The organism is Bacteroidales bacterium, assembly GCA_035353855.1.
In the GTDB taxonomy this organism is placed as follows: Bacteria; Bacteroidota; Bacteroidia; order Bacteroidales; family CG2-30-32-10; genus DAOQAK01.
On the sequence record DAOQAK010000052.1, the window covers coordinates 1 to 21,767 of the forward strand.

At 31.5% G+C, this 21,767-nt stretch carries 15 protein-coding genes; 13 read left to right on the forward strand and 2 right to left on the reverse strand.

The annotated features are described in order from the left end of the window. Nucleotides 1-860: 860 nt before the first annotated feature. From PKK00_12405 to PKK00_12465, 13 genes are all read left to right on the forward strand, one after another. The gene (locus tag PKK00_12405) at nt 861-1,088 is read left to right on the forward strand and encodes a class I lanthipeptide (GenBank protein HNW99202.1); all 228 of its coding nucleotides are present in this window, start codon (nt 861-863) and stop codon (nt 1,086-1,088) included. Between the two features lie 526 nt (nt 1,089-1,614). After that, nucleotides 1,615-2,805: an erythromycin esterase family protein gene (locus PKK00_12410; protein HNW99203.1), complete on the forward strand. Its 1,191-nt coding sequence runs from the start codon at nt 1,615-1,617 to the stop codon at nt 2,803-2,805. Next, nucleotides 2,805-4,001, forward strand: coding sequence for a lanthionine synthetase C family protein (locus tag PKK00_12415; GenBank protein HNW99204.1), 1,197 nt, complete (start codon nt 2,805-2,807; stop codon nt 3,999-4,001). The genes PKK00_12410 and PKK00_12415 overlap by 1 nt, the downstream gene beginning before the upstream one ends. A 9-nt stretch (nt 4,002-4,010) precedes the next feature. Then, nucleotides 4,011-7,160, forward strand: coding sequence for a lantibiotic dehydratase (locus PKK00_12420; protein ID HNW99205.1), 3,150 nt, complete (start codon nt 4,011-4,013; stop codon nt 7,158-7,160). A gap of 226 nt (nt 7,161-7,386) precedes the next feature. Beyond that, nucleotides 7,387-7,584, forward strand: a complete 198-nt coding sequence (locus tag PKK00_12425) for a hypothetical protein (protein ID HNW99206.1) — start codon at nt 7,387-7,389, stop codon at nt 7,582-7,584. A gap of 82 nt (nt 7,585-7,666) precedes the next feature. Continuing rightward, entirely contained in the window at nt 7,667-8,554 is an 888-nt protein-coding gene (locus PKK00_12430) for a hypothetical protein (protein HNW99207.1), read from the forward strand. Next, entirely contained in the window at nt 8,545-9,531 is a 987-nt protein-coding gene (gwsG, locus tag PKK00_12435) for a grasp-with-spasm system ATP-grasp peptide maturase (protein HNW99208.1), read from the forward strand. The genes PKK00_12430 and gwsG overlap by 10 nt, the downstream gene beginning before the upstream one ends. A 173-nt stretch (nt 9,532-9,704) precedes the next feature. Continuing rightward, nucleotides 9,705-10,814: a grasp-with-spasm system SPASM domain peptide maturase gene (gene gwsS / locus PKK00_12440; GenBank protein HNW99209.1), complete on the forward strand. Its 1,110-nt coding sequence runs from the start codon at nt 9,705-9,707 to the stop codon at nt 10,812-10,814. 93 nt (nt 10,815-10,907) lie between these two features. Next, nucleotides 10,908-13,094, forward strand: coding sequence for a peptidase domain-containing ABC transporter (locus tag PKK00_12445; protein HNW99210.1), 2,187 nt, complete (start codon nt 10,908-10,910; stop codon nt 13,092-13,094). Nucleotides 13,095-13,174: 80 nt separating this feature from the next. Continuing rightward, nucleotides 13,175-13,594, forward strand: coding sequence for a GxxExxY protein (locus PKK00_12450; protein ID HNW99211.1), 420 nt, complete (start codon nt 13,175-13,177; stop codon nt 13,592-13,594). A gap of 137 nt (nt 13,595-13,731) precedes the next feature. Then, nucleotides 13,732-15,036: an HlyD family efflux transporter periplasmic adaptor subunit gene (locus PKK00_12455; protein HNW99212.1), complete on the forward strand. Its 1,305-nt coding sequence runs from the start codon at nt 13,732-13,734 to the stop codon at nt 15,034-15,036. Nucleotides 15,037-15,166: 130 nt separating this feature from the next. Further along, nucleotides 15,167-17,011, forward strand: a complete 1,845-nt coding sequence (locus PKK00_12460; GenBank protein HNW99213.1) for a DNA topoisomerase IV subunit B — start codon at nt 15,167-15,169, stop codon at nt 17,009-17,011. Between the two features lie 158 nt (nt 17,012-17,169). Continuing rightward, nucleotides 17,170-17,379 (forward strand): hypothetical protein, encoded by a 210-nt coding sequence (locus PKK00_12465; GenBank protein ID HNW99214.1) that lies wholly within the window; start codon nt 17,170-17,172, stop codon nt 17,377-17,379. Nucleotides 17,380-17,489: 110 nt separating this feature from the next. Here the strand turns inward: PKK00_12465 and PKK00_12470 are convergent, their stop codons facing one another. Both PKK00_12470 and PKK00_12475 read right to left on the reverse strand, forming a co-directional pair. Next, entirely contained in the window at nt 17,490-21,251 is a 3,762-nt protein-coding gene (locus PKK00_12470; protein ID HNW99215.1) for a choice-of-anchor L domain-containing protein, read from the reverse strand. Between the two features lie 110 nt (nt 21,252-21,361). Next, nucleotides 21,362-21,763, reverse strand: coding sequence for a hypothetical protein (locus PKK00_12475; GenBank protein HNW99216.1), 402 nt, complete (start codon nt 21,761-21,763; stop codon nt 21,362-21,364). Nucleotides 21,764-21,767: the final 4 nt, after the last annotated feature.

Sequence of the window (21,767 nt, forward strand, 5' to 3'; positions counted from 1 at the left end):
GTTAAAATTGCTGCTATAAAAATTCTTTTGAAAAAAATTTAAACAGGCTCTAAATAAAGTTGTTTATTAGCGAAATATTATAAATGCTATATCGAATTCATGCTTTTATATGTCAGTAAAAATTAAATTATATCTATTAAATATTTTAAATTTATTATAGTTAGTATTATGAATGTATTGAAAACATTTGAATTATGCAAAATATAGTTATTAAGTTATCGATAAATATGTAATTGTACAAAATATTAAATACTGCAATAATTAAATAAATTTGTCGTTTAATAAAACAATTAGGTTTGTGAAAAGTACTTATATATAATAAAAACCGGAGCACGTTAGCAGGTCTGCATCCTTCATAATACAGAATTATTAAGATACAATGTCGACAATTGTAATGGGAATAAGCTGAAAAAACCATTTTAAAAAAGAGAGTAGGCGGACAATTAATTTTTTTAATACTATGAAAAAAGTAAAATTTAACAAGAAACTTTCTTTGAATAAAGAAGCCATTACAAAATTAAACGAAGCTAATTTAATAAATATAAAAGGAGGCGGAGTACATAGTTTAACATGTTATTCAAAATGTGCAAACTGTGCACCCCCAATAACGACAAATTGTCTTTAAACCATATATCCCTGTGTGTTAATAGTCAAAAATAACATATTTACATTTTAAAAAAATGGATTCAAACTTCTATATATCATAAAACAAAAAGCGTAATGCATAATTTGCAAAGCTCCCGTTTTTTGAAGTTTGCACTGGGAATAAACAATATTTAGCGCGCAGTTTAAAACCAAATGCAAACATTAAAAATCAATTAGTCCTTTTGGAGCTACAGGATAATTAAAAAATAAAAACAATGAAAAAAGTAAAATTAAACAAAAAATTAAATTTAAATAAAGAGACTGTGACAAACCTTAATATGATTTTTGGAGGTGGGGACAATAAAGCAACATTTTCTTTATGGAGTTGTGATCCTTCTAATAAACCCAAATCTTGTTGCCAAACTGGTTGCGCTGACACTTGTCCTAACTGGTCAAAACCTGGTGTCATTACATGTCAACAAACAAGATGCATTAGATGCTAATAAATTATTAAAATAAGTTGGCTAAGTATACTTAGCCAACTTATTTTAATAATTTATATGAAATATCCATAAACGAAGGTATGCCAACTGTGATGAATATTTAGCATTGTGCAAACAATCGAGTGATGACATTACAACAGTTAAATCCATTTGTATATAAAATGCGGATGTGAAATCGATTTCTGTTAGCACATAATAGTAGCGACTCAGGCATAGTGGTACAAAATAAGAAATAAGAGAGTTGACGCATTCAAGAGTCCTTTGGCATGATAGTGAATGGTGCACAGCGGAAGGAATTAGGATTGATATTTGAAATTACGCAAACTGAAGAAAACAAAAAGCCTGCATTTTTATAGAGGAATATTGATTGATATCTTTTATATGAAATTGGCTTTATTCAATGATTAAGCACCAACCATTGTCGTAAAACAGGGTTTGCTTTTGTTTGATGCACAAAAATTAAAAGATACTATCCCAACAGAACGAAATAAATTCAATTATTATTAACGACTTAAAAAATATATAGATGAAAACTTTTTTAATTTCAGTATCTATACTTTTAATATCCGTTACATGCAGTGCCCAGAAGTCTGTATTAAAAGTTAACCCCAAATGGGAAAATTCTATTCAAAATGTAGCGTGTGAGATTAAAAGTTTTGATAGTGAAGATTTTTCAGACCTTGTTTTTTTAAAACAACTATTAAAAGATAAACAATACTTGTTTATTGGAGAAAGTTCTCATGAAGTTGCAGAATTTTTCAAACTTCGAACCCGATTAATAAAATTTTTACATGAGCAAATGGGATTTAAAATTATTGCATTTGAAAATGATTTGAATACAACTACATTTTTTAATATCCAAAAAGATCAAGCACTTTCCATTGATAGCCTAATGTTGTATTTGGGATATTTTCCATGTATGGAAATGTGTGAACTCGTAAAATATTTAAGAAAAAATGATATAGTCACGACAGGTTTTGATGTGCAACTATCAAATACAGCTATATTTTCACCCGCTGTTCGATATTACTTTAAAATTACAGATTCTATTTTAAATGATGATTCATTATTTTGTGTGAATGCACAAAATTCAATAGATGCACATACGCTCGCAAAAAAATGGAATAATGCAATTACTGGTATCTCAGGTTACGATACCCTGTCATCTTTTGCTAAATGTATTTACAAAAGCATCAAAACCAGGGCTGATTGGATGGAGCGAATGCCAAACATTTCATCCCCAATGCGCGATTCATTAATGGCTGCAAATTTTTTATGGCTTATCAAAAATATGTATCCTAAGGAGAAAGTAATTATACTGGCGCATAATGAGCATATTGCAAAATTTAATCCTGCATTTAAAGACAAGAAAAAATATTATGGAAGCATGGGGCAATATCTTCAGGATTCTATTTGGGAAAAATCATATGTGATGGGTATTTATGCATTTCAGGGGCAAACTGGTAATTATGGTCCGTTATGCACCATTAGTGCGAATAAGCGTAATTCGTTAGGTGCAATTTTTAATTGTACCGGATATGATATATCGTTTTGTGATTTTTTATCGCAAAATAAATCGGTTGAAAATAACTGGATGTTTAAGAAAAAAATTAAAACTGTAAGTTATTGTTTTCAACGATATAAAATGGTGCCGGCTGATCACTACGATGGTATTATCATGGTTAAAAATGTTCATGCAATAACAAAACTTAAATAATGAATTTAGATAAAGAAAGAATATTATTTGAAATTGAAAAAATATATAACACGCTTATATCGCTTGATTATAAAGAAGAAACTGATTTTGGGGTTTTGAGCGGCTTAGGTGGTGTGTGCTTATTTTTGGCGGAAAAATATAAAATTTCTCGTGAAGAAGATGTTATAAATAAAACGGCGTTGTATTTTCAATTAATTTACAATGGATTTAACAACAAAGAATATCCCTCATTTACTTTTTGTTCAGGAATTTCAGGTGTGGGATGGTTGGTAAATTATTTATCAAAGATTAATTTATTTGAATCTGAAGAAAATAATGTAGAATTAAATAACTTAATATATCAATTTGCAATTCATTCAATGTCTCAGTATAAAAATTATGATTATTTGCATGGAGGTTTAGGAACTTTATTATATTTTGCAACTTTATCTGATAATCAATTATGTAAAAGCGAAGTTTCAAATATTATTGATAAAGCTATTAAACTTTCGTATAATGAAAATAACTATAGATATTGGATTGATGATACGTATAAAAAAAATAATCCAGAAATTTTTGTTCCAGATAAGTTTGTGAATTTTGGGTTGGCTCATGGTCTCCCAGGAATTTTATTGTTGTTTGGGAAAGCTTTCTGTGTTACAAAAGATAAAAAAATAATTCACATAATCGAGGAAGGAGTGAATTGTATTTTAAATCATGAATTAGAGGACTCTTTATCAATATTTCCTTCTGATAATTTTCACAAACGTGGGTCAAGGCTGGCATGGTGTTATGGAGATTTAGGTATTGCAAATTCATTGTATATATTAGGAAATCAACTTTCAAATGAAAAATGGATTAAAAAATCTATCGATATCTTTATTCATGCTTCAAAACGTAAAGAATTATTAATGAATTCTATTATAGATGCAGGTATATGTCATGGAGCATTTGGAATATCGCATATTTTTAGAAGAATGTTTTTTAATACTGGTATAGAAATTTTTAGCAAGGCATCTGATTATTGGATAAATGAGGCGCTATATATGGCGAAATTTGAAGATGGCTTGTCGGGATATAAAGCATATCATGGTCCTGACAAAGGATGGGTAAAAGAATTTGGACTACTCGAAGGAATTGCAGGAATGGGTCTTGTTTTATTATCATCTATTTCAAAAGAAGCTCCCAATTGGGATGAGTGTTTATTACTTTCATAATCTTCTGTTATGCTTGATGAAATTAAAAAACAATATCAGTCTTTTTCAAATTTTTTAATTCGCACGCCGTTACTTCCTTTACAAACTATTGAAGAATTTACAGAAGAAAAATTAAAAAACCTTTTTCAAAACCCTGTAATTGGTGAAGCTATTTTTCTTGCTTCGCCGGTATTGCATAGCGAATGTATAAAATGGCTTAATGGAAATATTAAAGAAAAAAAAGAAGAAAGAAGAATTGTATATTCTTTAATGCGTTACCTATTGCGTATGTCAACGCGTTGCACACCGTTCGGATTATTTGCAGGATGTACTGTTGGGGAATGGAAAGAAACATATGATGTTCGTAATTTTTTTCTTCAATCTTGTGGAAATTATAAAAGTCATACACGTCTTGATATGCACTATCTTTGTGCATTAGCGCAAAACTTATCAAATCATTCAATAATAAAAGATAAAATTAAATTCTTTCCTAATAGCAGTATCTATAAATATGGCAATAAAATCAGGTACGTTGAATATCGTTATGTAAATAAAAAAAGGCTTCATCACTTGGTTGCTGTTGATGATTCCGATTACTTACGGAAAATATTGTCAATAGCTGAAAATGGAGCAGAGATAAAAGTATTAGCAGAAAGTCTGGTTGATGATGAAATAAATATTGATGAGGCAACCGATTTTATTAATGAGTTAATATCAAGTCAAATATTAGTGAGTGAATTAGAACCTGCAATTACCGGCCCTGAATTTCTTCAACAATTATTGAAGGTTCTTGAAAAGATTGAAGGAATTGATGAAATAAAAAATATACTTTCTGAAACAAAAAATGCAATCGAGAAAATTGATGAAAGTCAATTGGGCGTTGATGTTTTGAATTATTATAATATTGCAGAGAACCTGAAAAAACTTAAAACGGAATATGAGTTAAATTTATTGTTTCAAACCGATATGGTAAAACCTGCTGAATCCGTTTCGCTCGATAACTCTTTTGCAGATGATGTTTTGAAAGGTATTGCTGTGATGAATAAATTTACTTTACAACAGGCAAAAAACAATTTAACACAATTTTGTGAAGCATTTTATGAACGCTATGAAGACAAAGAAGTTCCTTTGGTTCTGGCATTGGATAATGAAACCGGAATTGGTTATTTGCAAGGTTCGGTTGGATTAGGTGATATAGCTCCGTTGGTAGATGATATTGGAACCCCATCGGTAAATAGTGGTAATGCTGAAATACAATGGAATTCCATTCAATCATTCTTGTTAAAAAAATATCTTGAAGCACATAAAACAGATTCGTATGAAGTAAATATTTCTGATAAAGAATTAGAAATATTTAAAAATGATTTTGATGATTTGCCGGATACTATAAGTGCAATGGTTCAATTATACCATGACAAAATATATATTTCTTCAGTGGGTGGTTCAAGTGCAGCAAATCTTTTAGGGCGTTTTTGTCATTCAGGTGAATCTATTTACCAGATGACAAGAAAAATTACAGAAAAGGAAAAATCTTTGAACCCTGATGTTATTTATGCCGAAATAGTTCATTTGCCTGAATCACGTACAGGAAATATTTTATTAAGGCCGGCTTTACGAGAGTATGAAATCCCGTTTCTTGCTAAAGCGAATGTTGATAAAGAGCATCAAATATCACTTAATGATTTGATGTTGTCAGTACGTAGTAATAAAATATTCTTGCGTTCCAGGAAACTGAATAAGGAAATAATTCCTCGTTTATCTACAGCCCATAATTACTCATATAATTCGTTGCCAATTTATCATTTTTTATGCGATTTACAAATGCAGAATAGCAGGGGTGGCGTGGGATTTAGCTGGGGTGTTCTGCAAAATGAATTTACTTTTCTTCCACGAGTTTGTTACCAAAATGTGATATTATCATTAGCTCAATGGAATCTACGTAAAGAAGATTTTGAAAAATTATTAAAATATGAAGAAAATAATTTACTCAACATAATTAATGAATGGCGAGAAAAATTTAAAATGCCCCGTTATATTGCACTTGCTGATGGTGACAATGAACTGGTAATTGATTTAGAAAATATTTTATGTGTAAAAACTTTTATAGATGCAATAAAAAAACGTCAATCTATTAAACTTATTGAATTTATTTTTGATTCCGAAACATCTGTTGTAAAAAGCGAAGAAGGTAGTTTTGCTAATCAGGTTATTATTCCTTTTTATAAAATTAAGGAAATTAAACAACCGGAAATTAAAGAAAGACAAAAGGAAGTAAAACAAAATAATAATGAAATAAATATTCAACGTACTTATACAACTGGCGACAGATGGCTGTATTTTAAATTTTATATGGGTTCTAAAACTTCAGACCTTTTTCTTACAAATATTATTAAGCCTTTAACTGAAGAATTAATACAGGAACAAATTATTGATAAATGGTTTTTTATTCGCTACGCTGATCCAAAACTACACATAAGAATAAGATTCCATGGAACTAAAGAAAATTTTTATTCATCAGTAATTGCAAAATTACATGAATATAATTCTGATTTTATAAATATGAACCTGACATGGAAAGTGCAGACTGATACATATAATCGCGAATTGGAAAGATATGGATATAACAGTATTGATTTAGCGGAATCATTATTTTTTCACGATAGCAGTATGATTGTAAAAATGCTTGATATGATTGAAGGTGACCAGGGCGAAACATACCGCTGGTTATTTTGTGTACGTGCAATTGATACTCTGCTCGATGATTTTAAATTTGACATGATGCAAAAAAAAGAATTGTTGCATTTGTTATCTGAAGGATTTAACAGAGAATTTAATATGAATAAAGATGCTAAAGCACATCTTGGGCAGAAGTATAGAAAAGAACGTTCGCTGGTAAATGAAGTGCTTGATAGGTCGAAAGATGAAGCAAATGAAATGAAACCATTAATCGATTATATAATTGAAAAATCAAATTCAATAAAACCAATAGTAGAAGAAATATTAAAATTAAAAGAGAATAATACTTTACAGGTTCCCATAGATAACCTAATGGGAAGTTACATTCATATGTTGTGTAACCGTTTGTTCAAATCAAAACAACGTTTGCATGAATTGGTTATTTATACTTTTTTACTTAAATATTATGAATCAGAAATTGCGAGGGAGAAAACCTCGACATGAAATAATTAATAAAGGATACCTTAATTTCTTTTATAATTGATGAAAATATTGGTAATAATAAAATAATTATTATCAAATGTTTGAAGGCAATATTAATTTCATTCTTATATGTGACTTAAGTATATAATTAAAAAAATATTTACAAAACTATGTCGACAATAGTAATGGGAATAAGCTGAAAAAACCATTTAAAATAAGAGAGTAAGCAACAATAAAATATATAACTATGAAAAATTTTGAAAGCCTAAAAAGCAAAAAATTTAAAAAATTATCAAAGAATGAATTAATTTCACTGACTGGAGGTGATGATTCAACAGAAAAAAAAGCTAATACTTCAACGCCAAATAATGGTCATGTTATTGGAGATTATAAAGCTGATGACGGAACTATTTATTATCACCATTTTCTTGGTATTTGGTGGTAAATATTTTTAATAAAAGAAAATAACTGGCTATCTATAAAATGAGCCAGTTATTTTTGCATAAAATTTATAATAACAAGAAAAAATGAAAAAAATAATCTGCTATCTTCCTTTATTTTTTATCTATACATTATCGTTTCCCCAAAACATTAACTACATTGAAAATTATTATAAACCCATTCTAAAAGCAGAATTGTTTCTAATTGAATGCAAGCCTGATTCATCTTTATACTATTATCAAAAAGCCTTCTCAAATGTGCCTTATGCGTTTGCTTCTGATTTTAAAAATGCTGCATATGCCGAATATCTTTTAAACAATAAAGCACTAGCAAGAAATTATATTGACAGTGCTTCTATAAGAGGTATGCCCTTAAATAAGAGACTGAAAAAATATTTTAATAATAAAACGGATTGGACCTATTATAATACAATTAAGTATACCGAATTAAAAAAGAAAAATAAAATAAAAAGAGATAGTTCAATGATTAAACTTGTGGATAGTTTGTATTTGATTGATCAAAATATCCGCATACGAACAAAAAAGTTTGATTTAGTATGGCAAAAAAAATGTGTTGAAACAGATAGTTTAAATTATTTATATCTTCGACCTTATTTGACAAATGGTAAGATTGGTGAAGAATCTTTAGGATGGGAAACATATATAAAATTATCAATTATTACATATCATTATATGCTTGATAAAGATAAGGAGCTGATAAAAAGACTATACATTGAAGGGAAATTAAATAGAACAGATTTTTTTTATTGCATAACAAGACCAACTCAATGGGGTGAAAAGACTGAATTTTTATATCCTGAGATGTTGAAAAAGAATTATAAGAACATTAATCTTGATGAAATAAATGATAATAGAATAGAATATGCTATTCCTAATGTTGAACAAACAATTAAATTAAAAAAATTGCAAAAAAAATCGAATGGACTTTTTTTCTTTACATTAAAATGGTACTAATAATAACAGAAAAAAAAGATTATAGTACAGGAGTTGTATTAAACTGGCTTAACAGGTATAATGTGAAATTTATTGTAATTACTCCTGAATCAGTAATTAAAAAAATAACTATTGATATTAACAACGATGAATATTTACTGATGTTTCAAGATGAGAAAAGAAAAATTGAAATTAAATATAAAGATATAGATTCTATTTGGTATAGACGAGGTTATTTAAATTTTGATATTAGGAAAAACATAATGCAAGATAATAAAATCAATAAAAGAATAAATGCACATTTAACGAAAGAGTGGATGACTTTAATTCAATATGTTTTTCATTCTTTTGAAAAGAAGAATTTTTTAGGGAATTTTTTTATTGGTGATACAAATAAAATAATAACACTTAAACTTGCAAAACAACTTGGATTATTAATTCCCAAAACACATATTGTTACAGATAAAGATAATCTTTTAAATTTAGTAAAAAAGAATAAATTTATCACTAAAGGGATTCAATCAGGACTATTGATGAATTTTAAAAGAAATGACACCCAATTATCTTATCATAACTTAACAAATGACATTAATGAAAATGATTTTAAAAAAAGTAGTGACTCTTTTTTTCCTTCATTAATTCAAGAAAAAATTAAAAAGTTATTTGAAATAAGGACATTTTATATTAATAGTTCTTTTTATTCGATGGCTATTTTTTCTCAATTAGACGACCAAACAAAAACAGATTTCAGGAATTATAATTTTAAAAAACCGAATCGTTGTATTCCCATTATTTTACCAACTAAAATTAGTGAGAAATTGATTAAATTACTAAACATGCTTAAACTTAACACTGCGTCTATTGATATTATTTATACAAGTGATAAAAAATATTATTTTTTGGAAATAAATCCTATAGGTCAATATGAGATGGTTTCTATTCCATGTAACTATAATTTAGGAAAAGTAATTAGTGAATTTTTAATTAATAAAAAATAAAGTATGATTGATTTTAATGATAAAATTAAAAACAACTTAAATATATTTCCCATTTTTTATAGATTTATTATTGAAAACAAAGGCTACTATAACAATGATTATATCGAGATAAAGAAAAGAAACAGAATGATTGCAAATCAATCTCCTTTTTATAAATCAATTACACCTATAAAATGAAAAGAAATATAATCAAATTCTTTACAAATTGTATTCCTATAAAGGGTTATTCCAGGAGTATCATTTACGATATACAAAGGCAAGATGCAGATTACATACCAAATTCACTTTACGAAATTATGTTAGACTGTGATGGATGTACTATAGATGATATAAAATTAAAATATTGTAAAAATGATATAGAAAAAGAAATAATTGATGAGTATTTCTCATTTTTAAAGTCAAAGGATTATTTGTTTTTTTGTTCTGAAGATGAATTTGCATTATTCCCTCCTTTAAACTTTATTTTTGAAAATCCTTCATACATCACAAATGCAATTATAGAGGTTAATAATAATACAACAACGAATACATTAAAGGACTTTGTTTATCAAATTGATAAATTAATTTGTGAAGTTGTACAGTTAAGAATATTGAGTGAGATTTCGTTAGATAAATTAAAAAGTATATTACTGGTTTTTGAAAAAAGTAATGTAGAAATCATTGAACTTATAATAAAATATGTTGATTTTCCTTATCAGGATTTAATAAAACAATTTGCAAGAATAAATAAAATTATTGTTTTTTCAGCACCTTTTTCAAAATCAACAAATTATTTTGAAAATAAAAAAGAAATATTATATAAAAAAGAAAATATATGTTGCAGTTGTGGGTTAATTAGTAAACAACACATGATTATTAACATGTCTTTTTATACAGAGGCACTACAATTCAACACCTGTCTAAACCGCAAGGTATGTATTGACATAAATGGGGAAATAAAAAATTGTCCTTCAATGCAAGAAAGCTTCGGCAATATAAAAGATACAACACTTGCAGATGCAGTTGAAAAATCAGGCTTTAAAGATTTGTGGTTTGTAAATAAAGACAAAATTGATGTTTGCAAAGACTGTGAGTTTCGATATATGTGTACCGATTGTCGCGTATTTATAAAAAAACCTGAAAATATTTTTTCACAACCCGTCAAATGCACTTATAACCCATACATTGCTAAATGGAAAGGAGAAGAAGGTTATGTTCCGGTTGAAGAATGCGGAAAATACACGAAATATAGTTTCGTTGTTGATAAACGAAAAGTAAATAAATTGAATAACCAAATTTTATGATAGTAAAAAAATATTAACTTTAAACACTTTTTATAAATCATAATTCTAAATTTAAAAATCAAAAATCATAATTCATAAATCTCAAATCAATAAATGTCTTTTCCCTTTTATAAACAACTTGATGCAATGGACTGCGGTCCATCGTGTTTGCGCATGATTGCCAAATACTATGGTAAAACATATACATTGCAGGGGTTGAGGGAAAAATGTTTTATAACTCGCGAAGGTGTTTCGTTGTTGGGTATAAGTGATGCTGCCGAAAATATTGGGTTGCACACTATAGGCGTTCGTATCGATTTTAAAAAACTTTCGGAGGAAGCGCCTTTGCCATGCATAGTGCATTGGAAACAACGGCATTTTGTTGTAGTATATAAAATAAAAAATCATGAGGTTTTTGTTTCGGATCCAGCGCATGGATTAGTTAAATACACCGAAAAAGAATTTCTTGACGGCTGGCTTAGCACTAAAACCGAGAATGAAGATAAAGGCATTGCATTACTTCTGGAACCTACTCCTGAATTTTATACTCAAGATGATGAAAAAATAAATAAGTCAGGTTTCCGCTTTCTCTTTTCATATTTAAAGCCATACCGAAAATTCATTATTCAGCTTTTCCTCGGGTTATTGTTGGGAAGTTTATTACAACTTATATTTCCTTTCCTTACGCAGTCGGTGGTGGATGTGGGTATAAGCAACAAGAATATAGGGTTTATATATCTTGTATTGATTGCACAGTTAGTTTTGATTATAAGCCGTTCAACAGTGGAGTTTATACGTGGATGGATATTACTGCATCTGGGAACAAGAATAAATATTTCACTTATTTCCGATTTTCTAACCAAGCTGATGAAATTACCTATCCGTTTTTTCGATACAAAAATGATAGGTGATATTATGCAGCGTATAAGCGACAACCATCGCATCGAATCTTTTCTTACTTCATCAACGCTGAGCATTTTGTTTTCGATGGTGAACCTTGTTATATTTAGTGTTGTTCTTGCGATTTACAGTTTGAAAATATTTTTGATTTTTTTAGCAGGAAGTGTTTTGTATACATTGTGGATATGGATATTCCTGAAACGTAGGCGAGAGTTGGATTTTAAACGTTTTGCGCAAATGAGCGATAATCAGAGCAACATCATTCAACTGATTACCGGCATGCAGGAAATAAAACTAAACAATTGCGAAAAACAAAAACGCTGGGATTGGGAACATATACAAGCTCGACTATTTAGAGTAAATATTAAAGGACTTGCACTTACACAATGGCAGCAGGCTGGTTCAGTATTTATAAATGAAACAAAAAATATTGTCATTTCATTTATCGCTGCAAAAGCTGTGATTGATGGGAGTATAACTCTTGGTATGATGCTGGCAGTGCAATACATCATTGGGCAGTTGAACAGCCCTATTGAGCAAATGATAACATTTATACAGGCAGCTCAGGATGCAAAGATTAGTCTGGAGCGACTTGGTGAGATACATAATAAGGAAGATGAAGAAAATCCTGACGATGCAAAAATTTCTATCATGCCTGAAAATAAAAGTATCAATATAGATAAGCTTTGCTTCCAATACGAAGGACCACATTCTGAAATGGTTTTAGAAAATGTGGATTTAAAAATTCCTGAAGGAAAAATAACAGCAGTGGTTGGAATGAGTGGAAGTGGTAAAACAACACTTGTAAAACTTCTGTTGGGATTTTATCCCCCGGTAAAAGGTGAAATACGAGTTGGTGATATTAAACTTGAAAATTTCAGCGCTAAAATGTGGCGACAGAAATGTGGGGCGGTAATGCAGGATGGATTTATTTTTTCGGATACTATTGCAAAAAATATTTCAATCAGCGAAGAAAATATTGACAAACAAAAACTGCTGCATGCTGTGAAAGTGGCGAATATTCAGGAATTCGTGGAGGCGTTGCCTTTAGGGTATAACACTAAAATTGGTTCTGATGGTCATGGATTAAGCCAAGGGCAAAAGCAACGATTACTTATTGCTCGTGCAGTTTATAAAAACCCGGATTATATTTTCTTTGATGAAGCAACAAATGCATTAGATGCAAATAATGAAATGGTCATCATGAATAACCTTGAGAAATTCTTTCAGGGGAAAACAGTGGTTGTGGTGGCACATCGGTTAAGTACGGTGAAAAATGCCGATAATATTGTTGTTTTAGATAAAGGAAAAATTGTTGAACAGGGAACGCATATTGAACTTACTGCATTAAAAGGCGAATATTTTAAATTAGTTAAAAATCAATTGGAATTGGGGAATTAATATAAATTAGACGCTGATGAACGCTGAAAAACACTGATAAATCAGTTAAATTTCGTGTCAATCCGCGTCAACTATATGAGATGAAACAAGTTTTATTACACGAAGATATTACAGGGAAAATTATTAAAGCGTTTTTCAATGTTTATAATGAATTGGGATATGGTTTTCTTGAAAAAGTTTACGAAAGAGCAATGTTGTATGAACTACAAATACTTGGACTGAATGCAGATAATCAAACTCCGGTAAAAGTTGAATATAAAAATAAACTTGTAGGAGATTACTTTGCAGATATTATTGTTGAAGAAAAAGTAATCATTGAATTGAAAGCAGTTGAAAACATTATTTCGGAACATGAAGTACAGCTTGTGAATTATTTAAAGGCAACAAATATTGAAGTTGGTTTGTTATTAAATTTTGGACCAAAACCTCAGTATAAAAGAAGAGTATTAACAGAGGAGTATAAAAATGCTATTAAGAATATAGACGCTGATGAACGCTGAAAACACGGATAAAATCAGTAACATCCGTGTTAATCTGCGTCAATATAATTAATATAATAAAATATAGACGCTGATTTACGCTGAGAAACACGGATAAATCAGTTAGAATTTGTGTCAATCTGCGTCAACATTAAATTATGGAAGAAGAATTTAAAAATATTGAAATTAGAAGCGAAGAGATTGAAGAAATTCTTGGCAAGGCACCAAACTGGATAATCAGTCGTGGCATTACAATTATTTTTTCTGTAATCGCTTTGATATTCATTGGAAGCTGGTTCTTTAAATACCCTGATATTATTACATCAACAGTTGTTATTACATCGGAGAATGTTCCTGCAACCATAGTGGCTAAGACCAGTGGGAAAATCACTGATATTATTGTAAATGACAATCAGGAAATAAAAAAGAATGAATATATCGCAGTAATTGAAAATCCTGCCAACGACAGGCATGTGAAAGAAGTTAGCGAAAAGCTCGATTCATTAAAGTCATTTATTTCAGATTTTGATATTGAAAAAATTAAAACCATAAATATTGAAAAATCATATTCACTGGGCGACCTTCAAACATATTTCTCTTCCTTCAGAAAAGATTTGGAAGATTATAAAAATTTTATTGATAAAGATTATCAGCATAAAAAAATTGCATCAATACAGGAGCAGATTATAAAGTATAAGCAGATGTATGCTAAACTGGTGAGTCAGCAAGATATTATGCAGCAAAAATTAAATATTGGAGGAAGCCAGTTTAACCGCGATTCTTCATTATTCTCTGAAAAAACAATCGCACTGGCAGATTTTGAAAAATCAAAAACTACCTTACTCGAAAATAAATATTCCGTTGTAAGTTCTTCTGCAACGCTTGATAATACGCTTATTTCGATAAGCCAGCTTGAACAAAGCATACTTGAACTTGAACAGGATTATGCAGAAAAAAAGAAATCTTATGAACTTTCATTAAACGAATCATTCGATAATCTTCAAACTCAAATAAAACTTTGGGAGCAAACGTATATACTGAAATCGCCTATTGACGGTATAGTTACATTTACTAAAATATGGAGCGAAAATCAGAATGTTACTTCCGGTGATAAAGTACTTACTGTAATTCCAAAAGAAAAAAGTAAAATACTTGGAAAGCTTACTATTCCTGTTGATGGTTCAGGTAAAGTTAAAGTCGGGCAAAAAGTAAATATTAAACTTGCTAATTACCCATACATGGAATATGGAATGGTGGAAGGAAAAATTAAATCTATTTCGCTTGTACCTACAGATAATTCATACATTGCTGAAGTTGAATTTTCGGAAGGGTTAAAAACCAATTACGGAAAACAATTAGAGTTTGGTCAGGAAATGCAGGGTCAGGCTGAAATCATTACAGATGACCTGAGATTAATTGAACGGTTTTTTAATCCTATAAAATCTTTATTGAAAAAGCAGTGATTCTAAGCTTTTTATAAAATTCATAACTGCATCACCTTTTAACAGATTTTTTGAAAATTGTTAATATTTAATCCGCTATAAACTACAAATAGTAAAGGTTTTGTAATATCTTTGCAAAAAATTTCATTAGATGACAAGCAATTACACAGAAGATAGTATAAAATCTCTCGACTGGAACGAGCATATACGTATACGCCCGGGAATGTACATAGGGAAATTAGGTGATGGCGCTTCGCACGATGATGGTATTTATGTATTATTGAAAGAAATTATTGATAATTCTGTAGATGAGTACATCATGGGCTTTGGTAAAAAAATTGAAATTACCATTAAAGATCAGCGTGTTTCTGTTAGAGATTATGGACGTGGAATTCCTTTAGGGAAAGTTGTTGATTGTGTTTCGAAAATTAATACCGGGGCAAAATACGATTCTGAAGTTTTTAAAAAAACTGTAGGATTAAATGGCGTAGGTTCAAAAGCGGTTAATGCGCTATCATCATATTTTATTGTTCAATCAGTAAGAGAAGGTAAAACCAGGATTGCTGAATTCAGTAATGGCGATTTTGTTAAAGAAAGTAAAGAAGAAAAAACTGATTTAAGAAATGGCACGATGATAACGTTTATTCCCGATGAAAGGATTTTCGGGAAATATCATTTTATCACGGAATATATTGAAAAATTACTTTGGAACTATGCTTTCCTGAATACAGGCTTGTCAATATATTTTAACGGTCAGCGTTATTATGCCGACAATGGGTTACTTGATCTTCTTTCAAAATATATCAGTGGCACATCGCTCGTTTATCCGATCATTCATATTAGAGATAACGATTTTGAATGTGCAATGACACATAGCGAAAATCAATATGGTGAAGAATATTATTCGTTTGTAAACGGTCAGCATACTACACAGGGAGGTACACATCAATCGGCATTTCGTGAAGCTGTAGTGAAAACCATTCGTGAGTTTTACAAGAAAGACTTTGAAGCAAGCGATATACGTACATCTATAATTGCCGCTATCAGTGTGAAAGTGCAGGAACCTGTTTTTGAATCACAGACAAAAACAAAATTAGGTTCACAATACATGGAGCCTAATGGTCAAACCATCAGGAATTATGTCGGAGATATTGTTAAAAAAAATCTTGACGATTTTTTACATAAAAATCCAGAGACAGCAGAGGCGCTGTTAAGAAAAATCCTGCAATCGGAAAAAGAACGTAAAGAATTGGCGAATATTAAAAAGATCGCCCGCGAAAGCGTTAAAAAAGCCAGTCTGTTCAATAAAAAATTACGAGATTGTAAGATCCATTATAATAGCAACGACACACGTTATCTTGATACTACTTTATTTATCACTGAAGGGGATTCTGCAAGTGGCTCTATTACAAAATCGCGCGATGTGAGTACGCAAGCGGTATTCAGCCTGAGGGGCAAGCCCCTGAATTGTTTTGGGATGAGCAAGAAAGTAGTTTATGAAAATGAAGAGTTTAATTTATTACAGTCAGCATTGAATGTAGAAGAAGATTATGAGAACCTTCGTTATAATAATATTGTAGTTGCTACTGATGCCGATGTTGATGGTATGCATATCCGTTTATTGCTGATTACTTTTTTCCTCCAATTCTTTCCTGATTTAGTAAAGAACGGTCATTTATATATTTTACAAACACCACTTTTCCGTGTAAGGAATAAATCGAAAACAATCTATTGTTATTCTGAAACCGAGAAACAATCAGCTATTGACGAGTTGGGCAGCAAACCGGAAATTACACGTTTTAAAGGGTTGGGTGAAATTTCACCGGATGAATTCAAACACTTCATTGGACCTTCAATGCGTCTTGACCCTGTAATATTGAAGAGCAATTCAACCATTCCTGAGATGCTTACATTTTACATGGGAAAAAATACACAGGAGCGGCAGAATTTCATAATTGATAATCTACGGGTTGAGTTAGATACTATTGAAGCCTGATATTTTTTCTTTTTGATCATTAAATTTTATTAACTTGCTGCATCATTCAGGGAAAAGAATGTGTTTTTATTGAGTGTTATGTCAAAAAAAAATAAAGCCAGGATACCTGTAAAATCAAAGCAAAATGAACTTCCTTTAAAATCGAAAAGAAAAATCGATTGGATGATGATTTGGTTACCAGCTCGAATACCATGGTGGCAAAAGGAATTAGAGCAATACCTGAAATATGGACTTCTTTTTTCGGCGACGGAAAACTCAAATATGAATACAGGTCTATTGTAAAAACCACTTATACCATAGAACATCAGCTGCTTGGAGTGAACCCGAATGTCAGATATTTTATGGGTAACAAGAAAATGCTCCTATGAAATTTATAAAAATAAAAATGTAAAATAATGATGATAAAATTTCGAGGTCAGAGAATTCTTTTTTCCTAACCTGGTATATTATTGATTGTCGTAATCCTAAAAATAATAAATTATGGAATCAATGATATTCTTCCAATATATTCATGTTTGGGTCCATCAATTTCATTACATAAAATACGGTATACATAAACATCCATGACTACATCTTTGATATTACCACTATTATTATATGTTCCGTTCCAACCTTCACTTTGTTTTGCTATTGCATCCCATTTAGTTGTTTTAAATACCTCTTTTCCCCAACGGTCATAAATGGTCAAACGGAAATTATCAGGATCTACGTTGATTCCTTCAGCAGACCATGTATCATTAAAACCATCGTCATTTGGTGTGAAACTATTAGGAATATACAAAGTATATATTTCAGTAACTCTTACAGAATCCCTTATTGTATCAGCACAACCATTGTTGTCAATAATAATAAGCGTTACATAGTAAGTTCCAAGATTTTCATATTGGTGTGATATTGTACTACCTTCACCATAATTGCCATCACCAAATTCCCAAAACAGTGAATCTATCATACCGGATGAATTATCAAAAAACGTTATTGGTCCATCCATATATGTAAGAACTTTGGGTACAGCTGTATAACTTGCTGTTGGTCCTGGGATTTCAGCTACATCTACCGTTGCTGATGCAGAACACCCGCCATCGCTAATTGTAACGGTATACAAACCTGCAACAAGTTCTATAGCAGTTTGTGTTGTTTGCCCATCGTTCCATAAATAGGTGAAGGTTCCTACGCCGCCATTTGCACTGGCTGTAGCTGTACCATTCTTTTTATCACATACTTCATTTTCTGAACTTGCAGTAACTGTAGGACCTGGATTTTCGCCGATATTGGTTGAAATTGTAGCGGTACATGAATTAATATCAGAAACGGTTACATAATAGGTGCCTGTTGGTACATTAGTTAATGTTGCTGAAGTAGTGTTATTGTCCCATAAATAAAAGTAAGGAGCTGTTCCATTAGTAGCCGTTACTGTAGCAGAACCGTCAGAAAAACCGCATGATGCATTTATTGTACCTGTAATTGCAGGAATAGGTACAGGTGAAGGATTTATAATAACAGTATTTGTAGCTTGACAGCTGTTACCATCAGTAACGGTAACATAATAAGTACCACCGGAAACATTCGTTAAAGAAGGACCTGTCTGATTATTTGACCATAAATAAGAATAATTGCCATCACCTCCTGTTGCTAGTGCTGTAGCTGCTCCGTTTGCCATATTACAACGTGTATGAGTGATACTGATTATCGAAACAGATGGACCGGGTATATTTGATACTGTAGCGCTGGTTGTAGTTACACAAGCACCGCAATATACACTTACAGTATAAGTACCAGCTGAAAGATTGGTTGCTATTGGATTAGTTTGTTGATTAGGAAGAGTATTCCAAATATATGTCCATGTATCATTACAAAATCCGGCAGGTGTAACTGTAGCTGTTCCATTCGAATGTCCACAATTTTCATCTGTTGAAACAGTTGTTGCGCTTATAGGACTAACATTAACAGTAACAGTTGTACTTCCAGTACATCCTGCATTATTAGCTCCATTAACAGTATATATTTGTGTTGTCGTTGGATATGCAGTAACTGTGGTTCCTGTAGTTGATGATAATCCGGTACTTGGGCTCCAGATGTATGTCTGTCCTCCTGATGCTGTAAGTGAAACATTTGCACCCGGACAAATCTCGGCAGGATTGGGATTAACGGAAATGGTTAAATTGGAAGCGAGAATAACTGTAACGCTTGCTGTTGCAGAGCATCCGCCACTTGTACCTGTTACAGTATAAGTTGTAGTTGCTGTTGGGCTTGCTACAACGCTTGCTCCTGATGTAGATGATAATCCTGTAGAAGGCGACCATGTATAATTTGTCCCCCCCGAGGCGGTTAGAGTTACATTGCCATTTAAACAGATGGTTGGATTTCCGGGAGAGATAGATACTGCAAGATTGTTTACTGCATTAACCGTAACCGAAGCAGTTCCTGAACATCCGCCGCTTGTACCTGTAACAGTATATGTCGTGGTCGTTGTAGGACTTGCAATAACTGATGCACCAGTAGTTGTTGATAATGCAGTTGATGGGGCCCAAGTGTAAGTACTTGCTCCGCCGGAAGCTGTAAGCGTAACAGGGTCTCCCGGACATATTGTTGGATTTACAGGGGTTATTGAAACACTCATGTTATTAGAAACATTAACAGTAACAGAGCCGGTTCCTGAACATCCGTTTAAACTACCGGAAACAGAATATGTTGTAGTAGTTGTAGGATTAGCAATTACTGTTGCTCCTGATGTTGTTGAAAGAGCAGTAGCCGGAGACCATGTATAGTTTCCTGCACCAGTAACAGTTAGGGATACCGGATCACCGGGGCAGATTGTTGGATTTGTAGGTGTAACAGATAATGAAACATTATTGTTAATGGTAACTGTAACATTGTTTGATGCTGTGGCGCCGCATTTATCTGTAATAGTTACAGTATATGTTGTAGTGCTGTTGGGTGTAACGTTATACGATGTTCCTGTACCTAAACTATTACTCCAATTATATGTATATGGTGTCATTCCTCCCGATCCCGATACGCTAATAGGTACCGTTGTTCCCTGGCAGACTGAAGTGTCGCCAGCTGTGGCAGCAACTAAAGGAGTATTATCGATAATAGATATAGTATAAACATTAGTTGAGCAAAAGGGGGAGACTGTTAAGGTTACCGTTTCGTTACCTTCTGATAAGCCATCCATTGTTGGAATAATTACTACAGCAACAGAATCAGAGCCTGCTGGTATAGTAACGCTAGTAGGTATTGAAGTATAATCAGTTCCATTAGTAGCAGAGCCACTAATAGTATAATTTATTACTAAAGGTGTTGTTTGAACAGTAGCAGTAGTAAAAGCAAAAATACCATTTACGCAACCTTCTACAGCGTTATTCCCAAAGGTCGTGTTGGAGTAAGATGGGGTAACTACAAGTCCTCCTGCATCAAAACTATTTGCTTCAAGAAATACTCCAGAATCGTAATTTGCATCTCCAACATCTGCTATTGCAATTTTAATATGATATGTTTGGCATGGTGTCACACTATGAGTTGCTGTAAGAACTGTTGTAAATCCATCAAAAACTATGGTGCTTCCAGTATTGTTTATATATAAATTAGAATAGTTCAATCCATAAGATGGGCAAGCTTGTTCAGACCATGTTCCTTCACTACCATTATTAATTGTATTTATTGCAACAGGATATGACGTTCCAGGAATAAGAGCAATATTTACAGCGTTGTTTGTGTATGTTCCAGTAATACCTGGGCCGCTTAAAAAGAAGCCAAAAACATCATTATATGATGAGCAGACAAATTCTGGGTATTCTTCAGATCCGAAAACATAACGAAAAGAAACAGTATTAGATGTCGGAACAAAATCGAATTCTAAAACAGCAGCTTCATAAGTATGATTAGTTGTTAAGGAATTGAGGTCGACATCTCCATCAGAACCAGGATAATCAGCCATTTGTGTGCTTGCAGCAGCAGCAGTATGATTAACATTGCCTGTTGCTAAAACAACTCCAGAAGTAAGACCAAGATTTGTAGCAGTGGTACCTGTTGTAAATGATCCTATTTGTCCGGTTGCTCCGGTAGTACCTGTAAATTTTACATTACTGATTGATACACCTCCCGATATTAATACATCCTGAACTAGTTGAGCAGGAGTCAATGATGTATTAATATTCAACTGGGAATAACCATTAATACTAAAAAATAATATTATTAGTGGTAGCCAAACTTTTAATATATCCGGGAATTTATTCATGTCAGAAATGGTTTGTTGTCAAATGATTATATGTATATATAACAATTAATAAATGTTTTTCCCTATAGTAATATCCAAAAAAAATAGTTAGAAAGGAATAAAAAAATATTTTATTCTTCACTCATTTCAAAATCCTGTGCAGTGTAAGTAGTATTATCAATTACGACTTTCTCAATTCCGCACCAAGTAAAAAAACTTTTAAAATATTGTTTTGTTGCATATTTATATAATACAACAGTAGTTTTCCAGTTTCCGTTAACAGGGGTTTCATTAAAGCTGGCAGAAACTACTCCTCTTAAGGTTTTAATTTTTTCAACAAGTGCTGTTACTTCTTCTTTGCTGTTTAAGCCTGCTATATCAAATATAATAGTTCTTTCGCCATTAGCGCTGGTTGTAACTATTTTTTCATTTGTTTTGTTCAGAATGAAATAGGCTTTTGAAGTTTGTGAATAACCTGATACAAACAGGAAAACAATAACTGCTGTCAATAATGTTTTAACTACGTTTTTCATAATT

What these genes read in the sequence shown, in the direction of transcription:
- PKK00_12445 (HNW99210.1), top strand. Translation starts at nt 10,908, where the DNA reads ATGTCTTTTCCCTTTTATAAACAACTTGATGCAATGGACTGCGGTCCA.
- PKK00_12455 (HNW99212.1), top strand. Translation starts at nt 13,732, where the DNA reads ATGGAAGAAGAATTTAAAAATATTGAAATTAGAAGCGAAGAGATTGAA.
- PKK00_12405 (HNW99202.1), top strand. Translation starts at nt 861, where the DNA reads ATGAAAAAAGTAAAATTAAACAAAAAATTAAATTTAAATAAAGAGACT.
- PKK00_12420 (HNW99205.1), top strand. Translation starts at nt 4,011, where the DNA reads ATGCTTGATGAAATTAAAAAACAATATCAGTCTTTTTCAAATTTTTTA.
- PKK00_12460 (HNW99213.1), top strand. Translation starts at nt 15,167, where the DNA reads ATGACAAGCAATTACACAGAAGATAGTATAAAATCTCTCGACTGGAAC.
- gwsG (HNW99208.1), top strand. Translation starts at nt 8,545, where the DNA reads ATGGTACTAATAATAACAGAAAAAAAAGATTATAGTACAGGAGTTGTA.
- PKK00_12415 (HNW99204.1), top strand. Translation starts at nt 2,805, where the DNA reads ATGAATTTAGATAAAGAAAGAATATTATTTGAAATTGAAAAAATATAT.
- PKK00_12470 (HNW99215.1), bottom strand. Translation starts at nt 21,251, where the DNA reads ATGAATAAATTCCCGGATATATTAAAAGTTTGGCTACCACTAATAATA.
- PKK00_12450 (HNW99211.1), top strand. Translation starts at nt 13,175, where the DNA reads ATGAAACAAGTTTTATTACACGAAGATATTACAGGGAAAATTATTAAA.
- gwsS (HNW99209.1), top strand. Translation starts at nt 9,705, where the DNA reads ATGAAAAGAAATATAATCAAATTCTTTACAAATTGTATTCCTATAAAG.
- PKK00_12475 (HNW99216.1), bottom strand. Translation starts at nt 21,763, where the DNA reads ATGAAAAACGTAGTTAAAACATTATTGACAGCAGTTATTGTTTTCCTG.
- PKK00_12430 (HNW99207.1), top strand. Translation starts at nt 7,667, where the DNA reads ATGAAAAAAATAATCTGCTATCTTCCTTTATTTTTTATCTATACATTA.
- PKK00_12425 (HNW99206.1), top strand. Translation starts at nt 7,387, where the DNA reads ATGAAAAATTTTGAAAGCCTAAAAAGCAAAAAATTTAAAAAATTATCA.
- PKK00_12410 (HNW99203.1), top strand. Translation starts at nt 1,615, where the DNA reads ATGAAAACTTTTTTAATTTCAGTATCTATACTTTTAATATCCGTTACA.